The sequence below is a fragment of the Chromobacterium sp. CCUG 76385 genome (assembly GCF_059916625.1).
This window is the reverse complement of sequence record NZ_JAUCGU010000019.1, coordinates 1-17,223: the sequence shown is the minus strand read 5'-3', so window position 1 is coordinate 17,223 and position 17,223 is coordinate 1. Positions and strand designations below refer to the sequence as shown.

Annotated in this window: 17 protein-coding genes and 1 pseudogene; 15 read left to right on the top strand and 3 right to left on the bottom strand. The window is 64.3% G+C overall.

Translation table 11 applies throughout. The annotated features are described in order from the left end of the window. Positions 1–1,062 (bottom strand): annotated as a pseudogene (locus tag QUG01_RS12915) (hypothetical protein); the annotation flags it as partial. 129 nt (positions 1,063–1,191) lie between these two features. Between QUG01_RS12915 and mutY the strand changes: the two are divergent. From mutY to QUG01_RS12845, 14 genes are all read left to right on the top strand, one after another. Then, the gene (gene mutY, locus QUG01_RS12910) at positions 1,192–2,235 is read left to right on the top strand and encodes an A/G-specific adenine glycosylase (protein ID WP_500830555.1); all 1,044 of its coding nucleotides are present in this window, start codon (positions 1,192–1,194) and stop codon (positions 2,233–2,235) included. Between the two features lie 93 nt (positions 2,236–2,328). Beyond that, positions 2,329–4,533 carry a RelA/SpoT family protein gene (locus tag QUG01_RS12905; RefSeq protein WP_500830503.1) on the top strand — a complete coding sequence of 735 codons (2,205 nt, stop codon included), beginning with the start codon at positions 2,329–2,331 and terminating at the stop codon, positions 4,531–4,533. A gap of 239 nt (positions 4,534–4,772) precedes the next feature. Beyond that, positions 4,773–5,540 (top strand): deoxyribose-phosphate aldolase, encoded by a 768-nt coding sequence (gene deoC, locus QUG01_RS12900; RefSeq protein WP_500830502.1) that lies wholly within the window; start codon positions 4,773–4,775, stop codon positions 5,538–5,540. Between the two features lie 110 nt (positions 5,541–5,650). Further along, positions 5,651–6,976: a thymidine phosphorylase gene (gene deoA / locus QUG01_RS12895; RefSeq protein ID WP_500830501.1), complete on the top strand. Its 1,326-nt coding sequence runs from the start codon at positions 5,651–5,653 to the stop codon at positions 6,974–6,976. A 15-nt stretch (positions 6,977–6,991) separates the two neighbouring features. Next, a complete protein-coding gene (locus tag QUG01_RS12890; protein WP_500830500.1) occupies positions 6,992–8,209 on the top strand; it encodes a phosphopentomutase in 1,218 nt (405 codons plus the stop codon). Between the two features lie 102 nt (positions 8,210–8,311). Next, positions 8,312–9,022, top strand: coding sequence for a purine-nucleoside phosphorylase (gene deoD, locus QUG01_RS12885; protein WP_500830499.1), 711 nt, complete (start codon positions 8,312–8,314; stop codon positions 9,020–9,022). Positions 9,023–9,396: 374 nt separating this feature from the next. After that, the gene (rplM, locus tag QUG01_RS12880; protein WP_043621694.1) at positions 9,397–9,825 is read left to right on the top strand and encodes a 50S ribosomal protein L13; all 429 of its coding nucleotides are present in this window, start codon (positions 9,397–9,399) and stop codon (positions 9,823–9,825) included. Positions 9,826–9,840: 15 nt separating this feature from the next. Next, positions 9,841–10,233, top strand: coding sequence for a 30S ribosomal protein S9 (gene rpsI, locus QUG01_RS12875; RefSeq protein WP_103320897.1), 393 nt, complete (start codon positions 9,841–9,843; stop codon positions 10,231–10,233). 145 nt (positions 10,234–10,378) lie between these two features. Next, the gene (gene argC / locus QUG01_RS12870) at positions 10,379–11,407 is read left to right on the top strand and encodes an N-acetyl-gamma-glutamyl-phosphate reductase (protein ID WP_500830498.1); all 1,029 of its coding nucleotides are present in this window, start codon (positions 10,379–10,381) and stop codon (positions 11,405–11,407) included. A gap of 477 nt (positions 11,408–11,884) precedes the next feature. Beyond that, positions 11,885–12,217 carry an iron-sulfur cluster insertion protein ErpA gene (gene erpA, locus QUG01_RS12865; RefSeq protein WP_390861608.1) on the top strand — a complete coding sequence of 111 codons (333 nt, stop codon included), beginning with the start codon at positions 11,885–11,887 and terminating at the stop codon, positions 12,215–12,217. Between the two features lie 66 nt (positions 12,218–12,283). Next, positions 12,284–13,141, top strand: a complete 858-nt coding sequence (locus QUG01_RS12860; protein ID WP_500830497.1) for a CheR family methyltransferase — start codon at positions 12,284–12,286, stop codon at positions 13,139–13,141. A gap of 104 nt (positions 13,142–13,245) precedes the next feature. Beyond that, entirely contained in the window at positions 13,246–14,502 is a 1,257-nt protein-coding gene (locus QUG01_RS12855) for a D-amino acid dehydrogenase (RefSeq protein WP_500830496.1), read from the top strand. A 59-nt stretch (positions 14,503–14,561) separates the two neighbouring features. After that, on the top strand, positions 14,562–14,951 hold the full coding sequence (locus QUG01_RS12850) for a group II truncated hemoglobin (protein ID WP_199153106.1): 390 nt from the start codon (positions 14,562–14,564) through the stop codon (positions 14,949–14,951). 69 nt (positions 14,952–15,020) lie between these two features. Then, positions 15,021–15,308 carry a hypothetical protein gene (locus QUG01_RS12845; RefSeq protein WP_500830495.1) on the top strand — a complete coding sequence of 96 codons (288 nt, stop codon included), beginning with the start codon at positions 15,021–15,023 and terminating at the stop codon, positions 15,306–15,308. A gap of 7 nt (positions 15,309–15,315) precedes the next feature. Here QUG01_RS12845 and QUG01_RS12840 read toward each other — a convergent pair whose 3' ends face one another. Then, the gene (locus QUG01_RS12840; RefSeq protein WP_043629044.1) at positions 15,316–15,675 is read right to left on the bottom strand and encodes a dihydroneopterin aldolase; all 360 of its coding nucleotides are present in this window, start codon (positions 15,673–15,675) and stop codon (positions 15,316–15,318) included. 82 nt (positions 15,676–15,757) lie between these two features. Here QUG01_RS12840 and plsY point away from each other — a divergent pair, with 82 nt between their 5' ends. Continuing rightward, positions 15,758–16,378: a glycerol-3-phosphate 1-O-acyltransferase PlsY gene (gene plsY / locus QUG01_RS12835; protein WP_103320892.1), complete on the top strand. Its 621-nt coding sequence runs from the start codon at positions 15,758–15,760 to the stop codon at positions 16,376–16,378. Positions 16,379–16,443: 65 nt separating this feature from the next. Here plsY and lepB read toward each other — a convergent pair whose 3' ends face one another. Next, the gene (gene lepB / locus QUG01_RS12830; RefSeq protein ID WP_500830494.1) at positions 16,444–17,112 is read right to left on the bottom strand and encodes a signal peptidase I; all 669 of its coding nucleotides are present in this window, start codon (positions 17,110–17,112) and stop codon (positions 16,444–16,446) included. Positions 17,113–17,223: the final 111 nt, after the last annotated feature.

Below are 17,223 nucleotides of genomic sequence, written 5' to 3'. Positions count from 1 at the left end.
GCCGTCCTCGCGCTTGGAGAACAGCTTGCGCGGGGCGTTGTCGTCGCGAGCCGGGCGGTCTTCGCGCGGGGCGCGGTCCTGCCATTGCGGTTTGTCGTCGCGGCGGAAGCGGTTGTCGCGCTCGCCGTTCTCGCGCTTGGAGAACAGCTTGCGCGGAGCGTTGTCGTCGCGAGCCGGGCGGTCTTCGCGCGGGGCGCGGTCCTGCCATTGCGGCTTGTCGTCGCGGCGGAAGCGGTTGTCGCGTTCGCCGTCCTCGCGCTTGGAGAACAGCTTGCGCGGGGCGTTGTCGTCGCGAGCCGGGCGGTCTTCGCGCGGGGCGCGGTCTTGCCATTTGGCCTGATGCGTTTCGCCCTCGGCGCGCGGCTTGAACGGGCGCGGCGGCGCGTCTTCGGTGTGCAGCGGCTTGCGGCCGGAGGGGCCGCGGTCACGGCTGTAGCGCTTGTCCTGGGCGGGGCCGTCGCGGCGGAAATCCGGCGCGCGTTCCGCGCCTTCCGGCAGCGGTTTGCGGCTGGACGGACCGCGGTCGCGGTCGTAACGGCGCTCCTGGCCGGCTTCCGGCGGACGTTTGTCGAAACGGCGGTCGTCCTGGCGCGGCTGCCAGTCCGGCTTGCCGGCGGGGCGGTCAAAACGCTTGTCCTGGCCGCCTTCCGGGCGCGGTCCGCGCTTGTCGAAACGGCGGTCGTCTTGGCGCGGCTGCCAGTCCGGCTTGCCGGCGGGACGGTCGAAACGCTTGTCCTGGCCGCCTTCCGGGCGCGGTCCGCGCTTGTCGAAACGGCGGTCGTCCTGGCGCGGCTGCCAGTCCGGCTTGCCGGCGGGACGGTCGAAACGCTTGTCCTGGCCGCCTTCCGGGCGCGGGCCGCGCTTGTCGAAGCGGCGGTCGTCCTGACGCGGCTGCCAGTCCGGCTTGGCCGCGCCGGGGCGCGGGCCGGAGTACGGCGCGCGCGGCGGCTTTTCGCCATCCCGCGGCGGCTGGTTTCCGCCTGCCGGCGAGTTGGCCGCGCGTTCGCGGCTGGTTTGATCGCGGCGCTGGCTGGCGCGTTGGCGGGAGCGGAAACTGGACATTGAAACGACCTCGAATTGAACAACTAAATAAGTAATCTTTTAATTTTACCGCATTTGGCCTCCGCCTGCTTGGTGACGCTGCGGCTTTCCGTTACCATAACCGGTTCGATTGGATACTGGATCGCGATGTTGCACAGCAGTTTCGCCCCCCGACTGGTGGCCTGGCAGCGGCGGCACGGCCGCCACGATCTGCCCTGGCAGGTTAGCGACCCCTACCGCGTATGGCTGTCAGAGATCATGCTGCAGCAGACGCAGGTGAAGAGCGTGCTCGACTACTACCCGCGTTTCCTGGCCCGTTTCCCGGATGTGGCGGCCTTGGCGGCCGCGCCGGTGGACGACGTGCTGGCGCAATGGAGCGGTTTGGGCTATTACAGCCGTGCGCGCAATCTGCACAAGGCGGCGCGGATGGTGATGGACGAATTCGGCGGCGTCTTCCCGGCCGAGCGCGAACAGCTGGAGCGCTTGCCTGGCGTGGGGCGATCCACCGCCGCCGCGATTTCCGCCTTCGCCTTTGGCCGGCGCGAAACCATACTGGACGGCAACGTCAAGCGGGTGCTGGCCCGTTGTTTCGGCGTGGAGGGCTTCCCCGGCGAAAAGACGGTGGAGAAGCGGATGTGGGCGCTGGCAGAGCAGATCATGCCGCGCGACGCCGCCGACATCGGCCCGTATGTGCAGGGCCTGATGGACCTGGGCGCCACGGTATGCAGCCGCGGCAAGCCGGCCTGCACCGTCTGCCCCATGCTGGATGGCTGCGTCGCGGCGCGCGACGGGCGCACCGGCGAGCTGCCGACGCCGCGGCCGAAGAAAACGGTGCCCACCCGGCAAACCGTGATGTTGCTGGCGCAGCGCGGCAATCAGGTATGGCTGCGGCGCCGTCCGCCGACAGGCATTTGGGGCGGACTGTTGTCTTTGCCGGAGTTCGCCACCACCTTCGAGATCGAAGACTGGCTGCGCGATGCGGGCGAGGGCGATATGCTGCCCGCCTGGCCGGAGCTGGAGCATGTGTTTACGCATTTTCGCCTGATCATCACGCCGCAGCCGGTCCGCATAGACCAGTTCAGGGCCGCGGGCGTCGCCGAGGCCGATGGCCAGTGGCTGGACATCGATCAGGCGGTGGACGCCGGCGTGCCGGCGCCGGTTCGCCGCTTGCTGTTGAGGCTGGCGCAAGTTTGAAGAGGGCGGGGCGCTTCCCGCCCATGTGGCAAATCCGATGGCCGGGCCCGCCCGGCCGTGGCTAAGACGGCAGGTCCGTCCAGATAGACAGATATGGTTTCCGTAGTCCGCACCGTTGCCGATACCCTGGCCGACGCCGCCGATCCGGCGCGCTGGCTGGAGCGCTTGTCCGCCGCTTATCCCGCGGAGGACGGCGCCCTGCTGGCCCGCGCCTTCGAGGCGGCGCGTCAGATGTATGCCGGCAAGACCGTTCCCTCCACCGGCGAAGACCTGTTCAGCCATGCGGTGGCCGCCGCGGCCATCGTCGCCGATCTGCACCTGTTGCCGGACGCCATCGCGGCGACGCTACTGTTCTCCGCGCCGGACTACCACCCGGACTGGCAGCTGTGGCTGACGGAAACCTTCAATCCCACCGTGGCCATGCTGGTGGACGGCGTCGGCGGCGTGCGCCGCATCACCGAATTCGCCCGCATCGACAAGATGGCCACGCCGGAAGACTGCGCGCGCCAAGCCGAGACCATGCGCAAGATGCTGCTGGCGATGGTGGCGGACATCCGTGTGGTGCTGATCAAGCTGGCCTGGCGCACGCAAACCATGCATTACCTGGCCAATGTGGCCGATGAGGCGGTGCGCCGCCGCATCGCCGGCGAGACGCTGGAGCTGTTCGCGCCCTTGGCCAACCGCCTGGGCGTATGGCAGATCAAGTGGGAGCTGGAGGACCTGGGCCTGCGCCACACCGAGCCGGACACCTACAAGAAGATCGCCAAGCTGCTGGACGAGCGGCGGCTGGAGCGCATCGACTATATCGAGCGCGTGCTGGACGTGCTGCGCGAAGAATTGAGCAAGGCCGGCGTCAAGGCCGAAGTGGCCGGCCGGCCCAAGCACATCTATTCCATCTGGAAGAAGATGAAGAAGAAAAAGCTCGACTTCTCCGAGCTTTACGACATCCGCGCGGTGCGCATCCTGGTGGACAAACTGCCGGACTGCTACACCGCGCTCGGCATCATTCACGGCATGTGGCAGCCGATACGCGGCGAGTTCGACGACTACATCTCGCATCCCAAGGCCAATAACTACCGCAGCCTGCACACCGCGGTGATCGGCCCCGAGGACAAGGCGCTGGAGGTGCAGATCCGCACCTTCGAGATGCACGAGCACGCCGAATTCGGCGTGGCGGCGCACTGGCGCTACAAGGAAGGCGGCAAGGGCGACGCGGCTTACGAGGAGAAAATCTCCTGGCTGCGCCAGCTGCTGGATTGGCGCGAGGAAATGTCCGACCGCGAAGGCCTGGCCGAGGCGTTCAAGACCGAGCTGTTCGCCGACACCATCTATGTGCTGACGCCGCAAGGCAAGGTGCTGGCGCTGCCGCAGGGCGCCACCCCGATCGACTTTGCCTACGCCATCCATTCCGGCCTGGGCAACCGCTGCCGCGGCGCCAAGGTGGAAGGGCAGATCGTGCCGCTGTCCACGCCGCTGCAGAACGGCCAGCGCGTGGAGATCCTGGCGGCGAAGGAAGGCGGCCCGTCGGTCAACTGGCTGCACGACGGCTGGGTGAAGAGCCATCGCGCCATCTCCAAGATCCGTCAGTACATCCGGCTGCAGAACGCCGACACCGTGCGCGAAACCGGCAAGGCGCTGTTCGAGCGCGAACTGGCGCGGCGTCCGCACATTCAGCCTAATCTGCAGCAACTGGCGGAAAAGCTAGGCTACGACAAGCTCGATGAAGTCTATGGCGCGCTGGGGCATGGCGAACTGACCATGCGCGCCGTCAGCAACGCCATCACCAGCTTCGCGCCGCCGCCGGCGGTGGAGGTGCTGCCGGAAAGCCTGGTCAAGGCCAGCAAGGGCGGCCACGACGCGGGCGGCGTGCTGATCGAGGGCGTGGACAACCTGATGACGGTGCTGGCCAAGTGCTGCAAGCCGGCGCCGCCGGACCAGGTGATGGGCTTTGTGACCAAGGGCCGCGGCATCTCCATCCACCGCAGCAGCTGCATCACCCTGAAAAAGCTGTCGCAGGAAGTGCCGGAGCGTTTGATCGCGGCGGAGTGGGGCGACCAGAAAAACAGCGTGTTCCCGATAGACATCGAGGTGATCTCGATGGACCGCCCCGGCCTGCTGCGCGATCTGTCCGATGTGCTGTCGCGCGAGAAGCTGAACCTGATCGGCGTCAACACGCTGGCGCGCGACCATCGCAGCCGGCTGCGGCTGACGGTGGAAGTGAGGCAGGTGCAGGACATCAGCCGCGTGTTGTCTCGTTTGATGGAGTTGTCCGGCGTGCAGGAAGCGCGCCGGGTATAAGCCAAACAATAATGGAAGCCGGCTGAAAGGCCCGCGCGGCGGGTGTTTCAGCCGGTTTGGTTTTTTAGGCGATGCTCACGCCAAGGCCGCCGGTTTGCGTTTAAGCAAGTCCGCGTGATTCGCGATTTGCTTTCACGTGAAGAAATTTTCATAATCGCATCCAGTGACTCGGACAAAAACACCGTCATGTTGACGGGTGCTAGCCGGGGCCGAGCGATGCCATCCTAGAGAGAATGACCATGTCTGCATTGATTGAAGCCGCGCGCCGCGCGCTGTCCCTGATGGACCTGACCACCCTCAACGACGACGATACCGATGCCAAGGTGATCGCGCTGTGCCACAAGGCCAAGAGCCAGGACGGCACCGTCGCCGCCGTATGCGTATTCCCGCGCTTCGTGCCCATCGCCAAGAAAACGCTGCGCGAAGCGGGCTGCCCGGAAGTGCTGGTGGCCACTGTCACCAACTTCCCGCACGGCAATGATGACGTCGCCATCGCCGTGGCCGAGACGCGCGCCGCCATCGCCTACGGCGCCGACGAAGTGGACGTGGTGTTTCCGTACCGCGCGCTGATGGCCGGCAACCGCGACATCGGCTTCGAGCTGGTCAAGGCCTGCAAAGAGGCCTGCGGCGACAAGCTGCTGAAAGTCATCATCGAAAGCGGAGAGCTGAAAGACCCGGCGCTGATCCGCGCGGCCAGCGAGATTTCCATCCGCGCCGGCGCCGATTTCATCAAGACTTCCACCGGCAAGGTGCCGGTCAACGCCACGCTGGAAGCGGCGGACGTGATGCTGAACGTGATCAAGGAAACCGGCGGCCAGTGCGGCTTCAAGGCTGCCGGCGGCGTGAAGAGCGCGGCCGAGGCCGCGCAGTATCTGGATCTGGCCGGCCGCCTGTTGGGTGACGGCTGGGTGACGGCAGCGCACTTCCGCTTTGGCGCGTCCAGCTTGCTGGCCAATCTGCAGATCGAGATCGCCGGCGGCGTCGCCAAGCCGAGCAGCGGCTACTGATTATTTAGGAATTCGCGGGGTTACCGCACTCTGGCCGGGCGATTTCCCGGCCGCATCGCCCATTGCCGTTTCATTCTGCAGCGCAGTGGGTATCAGGCAGGGAGAATGCCATGTTTTTGCCGCAGGAAATCATTCGCAAAAAACGCGACGGCGTGATGCTGTCGCAGCAAGACATTCAACAATTCGTTGCCGGCATCACCGACAACAGCGTGGCGGACAGCCAGATCGCCGCTTTGGCGATGGCCATCTACTTCAACGGCATGGAGCTGGAAGAGAACGTCCACTTGGCGCTGGCCATGCGCGATTCCGGCCGCCGCATGCACTGGAAAGATCTGAACCTGCCCGGCCCCATCGTGGACAAGCATTCCACCGGCGGCGTGGGCGACGTGGTGTCGCTGATGCTCGGACCCATGGTCGCCGCCTGCGGCGGCTTCGTGCCCATGATTTCCGGCCGCGGCCTGGGCCACACCGGCGGCACGCTGGACAAGCTGTCGGCGGTGCCGGGCTATAACCCGTTCCCGGACCCGGAACTGTTCCGCAAGGTGGTGAAGGAAGTCGGCGTGGCCATCATCGGCCAGACTTCCGACCTGGCCCCGGCCGACCGCCGCTTCTACGCCACCCGCGACGTCACCGCCACCGTCGAATCCATTGCCCTGATCACCGCGTCCATCCTGTCCAAGAAGCTGGCGGCGGGCCTGGACGTGCTGGTGATGGACGTCAAGGCCGGCAGCGGCGCCTTCATGCCGACCATGCAGAAGTCCATCGAACTGGCCGAACGCATCGTCAAGGTGGGCAACGGCGCCGGCGTGGCCACCACCGCGCTGATCACCGAGATGAGCCAGCCCTTGGCCTCCACCGCCGGCAACAGCATCGAAACCCGCGAGGCCGTGCGTTACCTGAAGGGCGACGAGCGCAACCCGCGCCTGCACGAAGTGACCATGGCGCTGTGCGCGCAGATGTTGATCGGCGGCAAGCTGGCCAGCGACGAGGCCGACGCGCGCGCCAAGCTGCAAGCCGCGCTGGATTCCGGCCGCGCCGCCGAGATCTTCGGCCGCATGGTCACCGCGCTGGGCGGTCCGGCCGACTTCCTGGAAAACTACGACCGCCATCTGGCGCCGGCGCCCATCGTGCGCCCGGTATTCGCCGACAAGGCTGGCTACGTGGGTTCGATGGATACCCGCGGCATCGGCATGGCCGTTTGCGCGCTGGGCGGCGGCCGCCGTCTGGCCAGCGACGAGCTGGATTTCCGCGTAGGACTGTCGCAGTTCGTCGAACTGGGTCGGAATATCAGCAAGGACACCCCGCTGATGATGATCCACGCCGCAGACGAGGCGAGCTTCGAAGACGCGGCGCGCCGCGTCAAGGCAGCCATCCGCATCGATGAAATCGCGCCGGCTACGCTGCCGCAGGTTTACCAGATCATCCGTGGCGAATAAGGCCAGGGAGGCAGCATGAAACGCGCAATTATCATTATTCTCGATTCGCTCGGCATCGGCGCCGCGGCGGACGCCGACAAGTTCGGCGACGCCGGCAGCAACACGCTCGGCCACATCGCCATGGAGGCGGCCGCCGGCCGCGCCGACGTGGGCCGCAGCGGCCCGCTGAAGCTGCCCAATCTGTCCAAGATGGGCCTGGGCCACGCCTGCCAGCTGTCGTCCGGCTACTTCCCGGAAGGGATGGACCCGGCCGCGCCGCTGGCGGCCTATGGCTACGCCCGCGAAATCTCCAGCGGCAAGGACACGCCGTCCGGCCATTGGGAAATCGCCGGCGTGCCGGTGCTGTTCGACTGGGGCTATTTCAGCGAGCACGACAACAGCTTCCCGCAGGCATTGCTGGACGCCATTGTCGAGAAGGCCGGCTTGCCAGGCTATCTGGGCAATTGCCACGCCTCCGGCACCGAGATTCTGGACCGTCTGGGCGAGGAGCACATGCAAACCGGCAAGCCGATCTTCTACACCTCGGCCGACTCGGTGTTCCAGATCGCCTGCCATGAAGAGACCTTTGGCCTCGACCGGCTGTACGAGCTGTGCAAGATCACCCGCGAGCTGCTGGAGCCGTACAATATCGGCCGCGTGATCGCCCGTCCGTTCATTGGCGAGGGCAAGGGGAAGTTCGCCCGCACCGGCAACCGCAAGGACCTGGCGGTGGAGCCGCCGGCGCCGACCGTGTTGAAAAAGCTGGCCGACGCCGGCGGCGACGTGGTGTCGATCGGCAAGATCGCCGACATCTACGCCCATGTCGGCATCACCCACAAGCACAAGGCCACCGGCTTTGACCAGCTGTGGGACGCCACGCTGACCGCCATGAATCAGCATCGGGACAAGCCGGCCATCATCATGGCAAACTTCGTCGATTTCGACTCCAGCTACGGCCATCGCCGCAATACTGCCGGCTACGCCGCGGCGCTGGAAGAGTTCGACGCGCGCCTGCCGGAAGTCATGGCAGCGATGGGTGACGACGATATCCTGATCCTGTCGGCCGACCACGGCTGCGATCCGACCTGGCCGGGCACCGACCACACCCGCGAGCACATCCCGGTGTTGTGCTACGGCAAGTCGGTCAAGCCGGGCAGCGTGGGAGAGCGAACCACCTTTGCCGACATCGGTCAGAGCGTGGCCAGCCATCTTGGCCTGCCTGCCATGGATTACGGCACGTCCTTCCTGGACTGAGTCCTACCCTGCGGGCCGCCTGGCGGCCCGCTCACCGCATTTGAGCGGCCCGGATCACGGGCTGCCGCCAGACTATTGCATATCGCTTAGAGGAGACTTTCAATGGCTACCCCGCATATCAACGCCAAGGATGGCGCTTTCGCCGAAACCGTACTGATGCCAGGCGATCCGCTGCGCGCCAAGATGATCGCCGAAACCTTCCTGGAAGGCGCGGAGCAGGTGACCAATGTGCGCAATGTGTTCGGCTACACCGGCAGCTACAAGGGCAAGCGCCTGTCGGTGATGGCGCACGGCATGGGCATCCCGTCCGCCAGCATCTACACCACGGAGCTGATCAAGGACTACGGCGTCAAGAACATCATCCGCATCGGCTCCTGCGGCGCGGTGACGCCCGACATCAAGCTGCGCGAGCTGTTCATCGCCATGGGCGCGTCCACCGACAGCAAGGTGAACCGCATGCGCTTCAACGACCATGACTACGCCGCCATCGCCGACTACACGCTGCTGCGCACCCTGGTGGACACCGCGGCGGAGCAGGGCAAGAAAGTGACCGTCGGCAATGTGTTCTCCGCCGACCTGTTCTACGGCGTGCAGCCGAACATGCTGGACGTGCTCTCCAAGATGCAGGTCAACGTGATCGAGATGGAGCTGGCCGGCATCTACGCCGTAGCGGCCCAATACGGCGCGCGCGCGGCCGGCATCCTGACCGTGTCGGACATTATTCCGACCGGCGAGGCCACCAGCGCCGAGGAGCGCCAGACTTCCTTCCGCGACATGATGGAAGTGGCGCTGGACGCGGCGATCAAGCTGTAAATCGCTGATTTGCCGATGAAACGGGCGCCGGCGGCGCCCGTTTCGCCTTGCCGCGGCAAGGGTGTCTCATTGGCGCACATGATTTATCGTGCAGTGCACAAAAACTACTTGCCTAATTCCGGTGGGATACCGATAATCGGTATTGCATCAGGGCGTTACGCACTGTGGCGCCTTGGTGTTGTCTCCTCCATCCTCCTTCTCAAAGGTGGAACTTGGCGCAACACGCAGCAGCGTTGCGCTTTTTTTTGACCATATTTACCACGCCTCGCACAGTTTCCCGCCCTCCGGAAATCTGTTGTGTCACAAGGGTTTGACAGCGACCCGGCCATTGCTCTAAAATCCGTAACTTTCAAGAATTACGATGGAAGAGTTCCATGAAGACCTTTTCTGCCAAGCCGCATGAGGTAAAGCGCGAGTGGTACGTGGTCGACGCCGCCGATAAGGTGCTGGGTCGCCTGGCTGCCGAAATCGCCCGCCGCCTGCGTGGCAAACACAAGCCGGAATTCACTCCGCACGTAGATACCGGCGACTTCATCGTTGTGGTGAACGTCGAAAAACTGCGCGTGACCGGTACCAAGGCCCAAGACAAGAAGTACTACCGTCACTCCGGCTACCCGGGCGGTATCTACGAACGCACTTTCACCGAACTGCAAAACCAGTTCCCGGAACGCGTTCTGGAGAAAGCCGTCAAAGGCATGCTGCCGAAGGGTCCGCTGGGTTACGCCATGATCAAGAAGCTCAAGGTGTACTCTGGTTCCGAGCATCCGCACTCCGCCCAACAGCCCAAAGTGCTGGAAATCTGATTTTAAGGCATAACAATGAACGGTAAATACTACTACGGCACCGGCCGTCGCAAGAGCTCCGTCGCTCGCGTGTTCATGCAAAAAGGTTCCGGCCAGATCATCGTTAACGGCAAGCCGGTTGACGAGTATTTTGCCCGCGAAACTGGTCGCATGGTTATCCGCCAGCCGCTGGTCCTGACCGAAAACCTCGAATCCTTCGACATCAAGGTGAACGTGGTTGGCGGTGGTGAAACCGGCCAGGCCGGCGCAATCCGCCACGGCATCACCCGCGCCCTGATCGACTTCGACGCCGCTCTGAAGCCTTCCCTGTCCGCCGCTGGTTACGTTACCCGCGACGCTCGTGAAGTTGAGCGTAAGAAGGTCGGCCTGCGCAAAGCACGTCGCGCCAAGCAGTTCTCCAAGCGTTAATCGCTCGGTTCTGCATGGAAAAAAACCGCCTGGCCTTGGCCCGGCGGTTTTTTCTTTTCTTTATGTGTTGCCGCGGTCTTGCCGCGACAGCCTTCACTGCCTAAACTGTCGCCTTTGCGACATTTTTTTATATAAAGGGCTGGCCATGATCAAGGTTGGGATCGTCGGAGGAACCGGTTACACCGGGGTGGAGTTATTGCGCTTGCTGGCCAAGCATCCGCAGGCCCGGGTAACGGCAGTGACCTCGCGCAAGGATGCCGGCATCCGCGTCGACGAGATGTTCCCCAGCCTGCGCGGCCGCATCGATCTGGCGTTCACCACGCCGGATGAGGCCAGGCTGCAGGATTGCGATGTCGTGTTTTTCGCCACGCCCAACGGCATTGCCATGCAGGAAGCGACGGCCTTGCTGGATGCCGGCGTGCGGGTGATAGACCTGGCGGCGGACTTCCGCATCAAGGACGTCTACGAGTGGGAAAAGTGGTACGGCGTCAAGCATGCCGCGCCGCATCTGGTGGCCGACGCCGTCTACGGCTTGCCGGAAGTGAACCGCGAGGCGATCCGCAATGCGCGGCTGGTGGCCAACCCGGGCTGCTACCCGACTGCCGTGCAACTGGGCTTTCTGCCCTTGATCGAGGCGGGCGTGATCGACGCCGGCAGCTTGATTGCCGACTGCAAGTCCGGCGTGTCCGGCGCCGGCCGCAAGGGCGAGATCGGGGCGCTGCTGGCCGAGGCCGGCGATTCCTTCAAGGCCTATGGCGTGGCCGGCCACCGTCACCTGCCGGAAATCCGCCAGGGTCTGTCCCATATCGGCGGCAAGCAGGTCGGCCTGACTTTTGTGCCGCACCTGACGCCGATGATACGCGGCATCCACGCCACGCTGTACGCGCGGCTGACCAAGGATGTCGATCTGCAGCAGCTGTTCGAGCGCCGTTACGCCGGCGAAGGTTTCGTCGACGTGCTGCCGGCCGGCAGCCATCCGGAAACCCGCTCGGTGCGCGGCGCTAATCTGTGCCGCATCGCGGTGCATAGGCCGCAGGGCGGCGACACCGTGGTGGTGTTGTCGGTGATAGACAATCTGGTCAAAGGCGCGGCCGGCCAGGCGGTGCAGAACATGAATCTGATGTTCGGCCTGCCGGAAACCGACGGCCTGGATGTGGTGCCCTTGCTGCCTTGAGGGGCGATCCGCCATCCTCGCAGATCAAGCTCAATCGTCGATTGGGCGCGGCGGAACGGCCGGCACGGCCGGGCTTCCGCCCTACGACAATCGTGCTAGGGACTGTTGACGTTTGGGGAGTGGTCGCGCCGGGATGCATTTTGCGCCGAATCGAGGCGTTTCGCGCGCCGCATAGTCATTCTCTGCCAGCGCGGAACAACGAAGAGTCGGCGCGAAAGGCGCCCGGCCCTGCGGGTTTGGCCGCTTTGGGCCGGAAGCCGCGTTGCCCAGTCCTTGCATAGAATGACTATGCGTCGGACTGCGCGCCTTGCTTCCGGGCCAAATCGGCTCAAACGCGATCCACTCACCAAACGTCAACAGCCCCTAGGGGCTTGAAGGCTCGCCATTCGCCCCGATATCCGACTAAAATAGTGGGTGAATGGCCGCGAACCGGCCCGACTGAATGCGAGGTTACACATGACAGAAGCTGCTACCGAAATGCCGAGCCCGATCAACTTCACCGACAGCGCCTGCACCAAGGTGCTGGACCTGATCGCGGAAGAGGGCAATCCCGACCTGAAGCTGCGCGTCTTCGTGACCGGTGGTGGCTGTTCCGGCTTCCAATACGGTTTCACGTTCGACGAGATCGCCAACGAGGACGATACCGCCATCGAGCGCCAGGGCGTGACTTTCCTGGTGGACCCGATGAGCTACCAGTACCTGGTCGGCGCCGAGATCGACTACCAGGAAAGCCTGGAAGGCTCGCAGTTTGTGATCCGCAATCCGAACGCCACCACGACTTGCGGTTGTGGTTCTTCGTTCTCGGTGTGATACTGAGCGAAGGTGAGAACCAGGCTCGGGCACTTGCCCGGGCCTTTTTGCTGTGGAATCCACGACATGAACAAACTGCCGCCAGTGGTATTGCCCAAGATAGAATTCAACCGCGAGTTCACTTTCACTGACGCCGATTTCGAACGCATCCGCAAGTTGATCTACAAGGAAGCGGGGATTGCGCTCAATCCATCCAAAAAAGACATGGTGTATGGCAGGCTGGTGCGCCGCATCCGCGAGCTGAAGCTGCCCGGTTTTGCCGCCTACGTCGATTTTCTGGAGTCGATAGGCGGCAAGCGCGAGTTCGAGCAGTTCGTCAACGCGCTGACCACCAACCTGACCTTCTTCTTCCGCGAGGAGCACCATTTCCCCATCCTGTCGGAACATCTGAAGAAGCGGGCAGCGGCCGGCGGCGAGTTGTCCATCTGGTGCGCGGCGGCCTCCACCGGCGAGGAACCGTACTCGCTGGCGATCACCGCCCTGGAGGCCTTCCCCGGCATGTCGCGGCCGAATGTCACCGTGCTGGCCACCGATCTGGATACCAGCGTGCTGGAAACCGGGCGCGCCGGCATTTATTCGGCAGACAAGATCGCCCGCCTGCCGGCCGGACATGCGGTCAAGTATTTCGACAAGCTGCCGGACGGCAGTTACCAGGCCAAGCAGGCGCTGCGCAATATGATCACCTTCCAGCGGCTGAATCTGGTGGAGGGAAACTGGAGCGTGCGCAAGCAGTTCGACGCCATTTTCTGCCGCAATGTGATGATCTATTTCGACCGCGATACCCAGTTCGGCGTGCTCAAGCGTTTCGCCCCGCTGTTGAAGCCGGATGGCCTGCTGTTCGTCGGCCACTCGGAAAACTTCTATTTCGCGTCCGATTATTTCCATCTGCGCGGCAAGACCGTGTACGAGCACGCCAAGAAATAGGCGGGTTGTCCGACAAAATAGTCGCCGCCGCGCGCATTTGGCTTTAACATTCCGCCATAACGGGCAAGCGCGTCTTGCCCGTTGTCTTGTCTGATGGAGGCGGAATGCGTGTGGCAGTACTTGGGGCCGGCGTGGTGGGCGTGTCCACCGCCTGGTTCCTGGCCAGAATGGGCCATGAAGTGGTGGTGCTGGAGCGTGCCTGCGGCGCGGCGCGCGAGACCAGCTTCGCCAATGGCGGCCAGCTGTCGGTCAGCCAGTCCGAGCCGTGGGCCAATCCGCGGGCGCCGTGGCAGGTGCTGCGCTGGCTGTGGCGCGACGACGCGCCCCTGCTGTTCCGGCCCCGGCTGGAGCCGGCGCAATGGCGCTGGATCGCCGATTTCCTGCTGGAGTGCCTGCCTGGGCGCGACCACAGCAATACGCGGCAGATGGTGGCCTTGGGGCTGTATAGCCGCGACGCGATGCGCCTGCTGCGCGAGGAAACCGGCATCGCCTACCGCCGCTTGTCGCGCGGCATTCTGACCCTGCATTACACGGCCGGCCAGTTGGCCCTGGCCGAGCGGGCCGCCGCCAGGATGCGGCGGCTGGGGGTGGATAAACGGATTCTGGCGCCGGATCAGCTGCTGGCGCTGGAGCCGGCCTTGGCGTCGGCGCTGCCGCAACTGGCCGGCGCCAGTTGGTGCCCGGACGACGAATCCGGCGATGTCCATCTGTTCACGCGCGGTCTGGCCGAAGCGGCTGCCGGCCTGGGCGTGGAGTTCCGCTACAATACCCGGATCAATGCCTTGGAGACGACGGCCGGCGCAGTCAGCGCGGTGTCGGTGACGGGGCCGGACGGCAGTTACCAGCGGGTGACGGCCGACGCTTACGTGTTGGCGCTGGGCAGCCATTCTCCGCTATTGACCGCGCCGCTGGGTCTCAGGCTACCCATTTATCCGGCCAAGGGATATTCGGCGACGGTGCCGGTGAGGAGCCTGGTGGCGGCGCCCATGGTCAGCATTACCGACGAAGCGCATAAGCTGGTATTCAGCCGCCTGGGCGACGAACTGCGCATCGCGGGCACGGCTGAATTGTCCGGCTATTCGTCCCATCTCCATCCGGCCCGCTGCGCCGCCTTGCTGCGGCGAGGGCAGGCCCTGTTTCCCGACGCCTGCGACTGGGATGCCGCGCGTTTCTGGACCGGTCTGCGGCCGGCCACGCCGGGCAATGTGCCGCTGATCGGCAAGAGCGGCATCGGCAAACTGTATCTGAACACCGGCCACGGCACCTTGGGCTGGACCGAAGGCGCGGGCTCGGGACGGGCCCTGGCCGAAATCATCAGCGGCCGCAAGCCGCAATTGGACTTTTCCTTCCGCGGCATGTGACGGGCGGCGGGCGAGGCAGGCAATACCGCCGGCGCATGGAGCCGGCATCTGGAGCAAGAATGAGCGAAGTGCAGGAAATGACGCCGTACCAACTGCTGGGCGGCGAAGGGGTGGTGCGTTGGCTGACGGACCGGTTCTACGACATCATGGACAGCGAGCCTGCGGCAAAGCCGCTGCGCGACATGCATCCAGCCGATTTGTCCGGCTCGCGCCAGAAGCTGTTCATGTTTTTGTCCGGCTGGCTGGGCGGCCCGTCTCTGTACATGGAGGCTTTTGGCCATCCACGCCTGCGCATGCGCCACATGCCGTTTGCCGTCGACGAGGCGGCGCGCGACCAGTGGATGCTGTGCATGCGGCAGGCCGTGAGCGAACTGGTGGTGGAGGACTGGCTGAAGGACAAGCTGCTGGAAGCGTTCTACAACACGGCGGATTTCATGCGAAACCGCTGATTTACAAGCGGTTCTTGACGGCTGCGCGGCTTGGTCCATGATTAAACTATCAATGGATGGAGTTGTGCCATGGTCGGCCGTCTGCTGTTCTTGCTTGCCTTCTGGCTGCAGTGCGCAGCCGCGCAGGCGGCGTGTATGCCGCAGGCCTTGATGTGCGCTTCGCCGCGCGATGCCGCCGTGCAGAAGCAGGATTTTGCGCCGCAGGGGCTGCAGCTGGGGCCGGTGCGTCTGGAGCAGGATGCTGACGGCCATACATTGCGGCTGGTGCCCAATGTGGACCTGGGCAAGCGCACCCATCTGACCGTCAAGATGCACAATAAGGACGTCGGCCTGAAGCTGCGCTTCAATACCGACTGATCCCTCCTCAGCGCGGCCGGTGGCCGCGTTCTATCTGCACGCCTACCCGTTTGACGCCGGGCAGAATGCCCAGCTTGGTCACCGCTACCCTGACCCAGGGCGCGCCGAACTCCTCGCGCACCATTTTGGCGATATGCTCGGCCAGGGCCTCCAGCAGCAGGAAGTGCTGTTCCTCCAGCGATTGGCGCAAACGTTCCACCACGACGCCGTAGTGTATGGTGTCGCCGATATTGTCGCTGTGGCAGGGCGTGTCGCTGGGAATGCCGATTTCCAGGTCGATTTCAATGGTCTGGGCGGCGGTGCGCTCCCAGTCGTACACGCCGATCACGGTGTCGGCGCGCACTTCGCGCAGGAATATGATGTCCATCAGTCCTAGGAGGTTGGGCTTTGGCGCCCGATACCGTAAAATCCGAAACCTCCTATTCTAATCTAACGGACACACCACCACCATGACCACGACCGCATTTGCATTTGTCCTGGCGGCCTATCTGATCGGTTCGCTGTCTTTCGCCGTGATCGTCAGCAAGGCGATGGGCATGGCCGACCCGCGCAGCTACGGCTCCGGCAACCCCGGCGCCACCAATGTGCTGCGCAGCGGCAAGAAGCTGGCGGCGGTGCTGACGCTGCTAGGCGACGGCGCCAAGGGCTGGGTGGCGGTGGCGCTGGCTGCCTGGCTGGGTCCGCGCTACGGCCTGAGCGAGCAGGGCATCGCCATGTGCGCGCTGGCCGTGCTGTTCGGCCACATGTGGCCGGTGTTCTTCGGTTTCAAGGGCGGCAAAGGCGTGGCCACCGCGGTAGGCATTCTATTCGGCATCAGCCTGCCGCTGGCGCTGGCGGCGATCGCCACCTGGCTGTTCATGGCCTTCGTGGTGAAGATTTCCTCGCTGTCCGCCCTGGTCGCTTGCGTGCTGGTTCCGGTTTACGCCTACTTCATCCTGGGGCCGCAGAGCGTGTTCTTCGGCACCTGCATCATCATCGCCATCGTGGTGATCCACCGCCACAAGTCGAACCTGATCAAGCTGATGACCGGCCAGGAAGACAAGATAGGCGGCAAGAGCGACGCCAGCTGACGCCTGATTTTCGCCCAAGAAAAAGCCGTCCCGGATGGGACGGCTTTTTGTTTATCGATGGACGATCAGTGGAAATCGCTGGCGAAACGCGCCCAGCGCGGCATCCAGTTGCCGGTGATGTCGGTGGAGGCGATGACGCCGACGGCGCGGCCGATCAGCAGATTGCGCGGCACCAGGCCGAAGTAGCGCGAATCGGCGCTGTCGTCGCGGTTGTCGCCCAGCATCATGTACTGCCCCGGCGGGATCGTGATCGGGCCGAAGCTGCTGCGCGCGTTGACGCCGGCCAGCCATTGCACCCGGTGCGGCGGCAGTACGCCGCTTTCTTGCAAGCGCAGCGCCGGCAGCGCCACATTGTCCGCCACGGTCTCCGTCAGTTGCTGCAGCGGTTGGTAATGGGCGGTGCGGCCGTTGATGATCAGTTCCTCATTGCGCATTTCCACCACATCGCCGGGCACGGCTACCAATCGCTTGATCAGCCGCGTGCCGTCCTTGGGCGATGCGAAGGTGACGATGTCGCCGCGTTGCGGTTCGCCGGTGCGCTGCAGGATGACGTTGCTCAAGGGCAGCTTCAGGTCGTAGGCCAGCCGGTTGACCAGCACCACGTCGCCTTCCAGCACGGTGGGACGCATCGAACCGGACGGGATCGGGTTCCAGTCCGCCACCGCGGTCCGGAACAGGCCGAATACCAAAAGGAAAACCAGAAATCCGCGATTATTGCGCAGCCAGTTATTCATTTTTCTTTCCATGTGGATGAGGGGAGCCGTTTATTAGGGGCTGTTGACGTTTGGTGAGTGGATCGCGTTTGAGCCGATTTGGGCCGGAAGCAAGGCGCACAGTCCGACGCA